Origin of the sequence: Enterococcus sp. AZ128, from assembly GCF_051714485.1 — a bacterium.
Lineage (GTDB): Bacteria > Bacillota > Bacilli > Lactobacillales > Enterococcaceae > Enterococcus_A.
On the sequence record NZ_JBIORZ010000015.1, the window covers coordinates 1 to 2,091 of the forward strand.

4 protein-coding genes are annotated in these 2,091 nt (G+C 36.6%); all 4 read left to right on the top strand.

Annotated elements, in window-relative coordinates:
* Positions 1-175 precede the first annotated feature (175 nt).
* The 4 genes from IGI38_RS24855 (at position 176) to IGI38_RS24870 (ending at position 2,037) form a co-directional block, all read left to right on the top strand.
* The gene (locus tag IGI38_RS24855) at positions 176-400 is read left to right on the top strand and encodes a hypothetical protein (protein WP_438734624.1); all 225 of its coding nucleotides are present in this window, start codon (positions 176-178) and stop codon (positions 398-400) included.
* Between the two features lie 60 nt (positions 401-460).
* Positions 461-1,057 (top strand): replication protein, encoded by a 597-nt coding sequence (locus tag IGI38_RS24860; RefSeq protein WP_438734625.1) that lies wholly within the window; start codon positions 461-463, stop codon positions 1,055-1,057.
* A gap of 209 nt (positions 1,058-1,266) precedes the next feature.
* Entirely contained in the window at positions 1,267-1,476 is a 210-nt protein-coding gene (locus tag IGI38_RS24865; protein ID WP_438734626.1) for a hypothetical protein, read from the top strand.
* A gap of 333 nt (positions 1,477-1,809) precedes the next feature.
* The gene (locus IGI38_RS24870; RefSeq protein ID WP_438734627.1) at positions 1,810-2,037 is read left to right on the top strand and encodes a hypothetical protein; all 228 of its coding nucleotides are present in this window, start codon (positions 1,810-1,812) and stop codon (positions 2,035-2,037) included.
* Positions 2,038-2,091: the final 54 nt, after the last annotated feature.

Genomic DNA, 2,091 nt, shown 5'->3' on the forward strand with positions numbered 1-2,091 from the left:
CCCCCTTATAGGTCATAGGTCATGGGTCAAACCTCTTTCAAGGCTGGTATCAAAGCAATGGAAGCGTAATTTTCAAAGAAAGTCAATGTTCATAAGGTTCTTCATTGACAGTTCCATATATGTGATGTAAAATGCACTTATATTCACATATAAACGCTGTGAAAGGAGTGGTTTGATGGCTGTGAGATATGGTTTATCTGTTGGAGAAGATTTGGACAAGTGGATTCAAAAGAAAGCAGAGGATTTAGGTATAGCAAAAAATGCTTTTGTTATTCATTGTGTGGCTAATGCTCGGGAACAAGAAGCAAACGCTAAAATGATGACGAATCCTGATACGTTTAAACAAATTTTTGATTTAATGAATATGGTTTCTGAACAAGAAAAAGGCGAAAAAAAATAAGCGAAGTGGGCGCTTCGCTAGAAAGTGGTGATACTTTTATGTATTACAAGGTGATTATAAGTGACAGATAAATCAAAAGCAACAAAGAAAGATGTTAGGGCGAGAAGTTGGACGTGTGTTGTCTATCCTGATAGTGCGCCGAGTGATTGGCGGTCTATTTTAGATGATTTGCATGTTCCTTGGGTTGAGAGCCCTTTGCATGATAAAGATGTTAATCCTGACGGCGAGAAAAAGAAAAGTCACTGGCACGTTATGTTACTTTTTGATAGTAAAAAGTCGTATGTGCAAATTAAAGAGATTACTTCTCTAATCAATTCGCCTAATCCTCAGAAAGTAGCTAATAGTCGCAGTATGATTCGCTATTTTGTTCATATGGATAATCCTGAAAAATATCAATATGATAAAAGTTTGATTATACCGCATGGTGGAGCTGAAATTGACCGATATCTTAGCGCGACAACTACCGAGCGTTATGATTTAATTTCTGAAATGATGGATTTTATTGATGAAGAAAATGTGGTTGAAATGGAACAAATGTTGAGATATGCACGAAAAGAGCGTTTTTCTGATTGGTTTCCTTTATTGTGTGATAATTCGGCGTATATAATCGGGCAATATATTAAATCGAAGAGACACAGTCAGAAAGAAAAAATTTAGGCTTACTCGTAGCAAAGCGAAGCGGTGCATTTACAGTGGGCTGTCCATGCTATCCTGAAAGAGGCTCACCTAGGAGTATTTGAGTAATGGCTTAATAGGCTGAGCGCCTCAAAATTGATGCATGGTAAAGGGGACCCGCTGTCAATGCTTGCGGTTTTGTTTAGATATCTTTTGTTAGAGCAGGGCATTAAGTGAAAGGTGGTGAGGATGTGGAAGAGATTATGCTTATGACGGCTCAGATAAAAGTTATAGGGGTTCTTTTGAACGAAATGGATGCTGGGCTTAATGAAGAGCTATCAGGGTGGTTAGATCGCTATTATGACGATCTAGATAGAGTTAGATGTGAACTGTTGGAAAAAGAATTAAAAAAACGAATGATTAACAATCAAGAAATCTGGGACGAATTCAGAGAAGGCTAATCATTCAGTTTTATTCTAACATGGAATTTATTTTTGGGTCGAATTTTGTTATAGAGGTTATTTCATGCAGTTAAAAGATTCCCTTTCTGTTGATTGTGATTAAGATTCCTTTTATTGGTTAAAAAAATGGGGCTACCTCTCGCTATTGCGAGAGGAGATCCGTTTTTTACCAAAAAAGAATGTAGAACAACCCAGAAAGAAAATTTTAAAGGAGAAATAGCTTATAGAACTATTCGAGTTAAATAAATGCTGTTGAGTGAACGAGTTTAAATTTACCGACCCCTTCTAATAGTCGGTAAACGGTCTGCGGAAAAATAGAAAGAGAGGTGAAAAATGAGTTACAGGAAAGATTTATCTAGTGTCTTGTCTGTTTCTGATTGTCAGGCTGCGTATGAGAAAGAATGTCAGCGCTTACTGCGAAAGTATGAAAGAGAAGATTACCCGTCTGCTTGTTCTAAAATGATTTGTGGGGATTTTATAGTTTGGTTGAAAGCAGAGGAAAGAGCTTGTGAGATAAAAAAATATAATGGTTTAGATTCTCTGATTGAATCTAAATGGTAATTTAGAGATTGATATCAATCTCTTTTTTTATTGAATAGGGGGGTACTACGACAC

What these genes read in the sequence shown, in the direction of transcription:
- IGI38_RS24855 (WP_438734624.1), top strand. Translation starts at nt 176, where the DNA reads ATGGCTGTGAGATATGGTTTATCTGTTGGAGAAGATTTGGACAAGTGG.
- IGI38_RS24870 (WP_438734627.1), top strand. Translation starts at nt 1,810, where the DNA reads ATGAGTTACAGGAAAGATTTATCTAGTGTCTTGTCTGTTTCTGATTGT.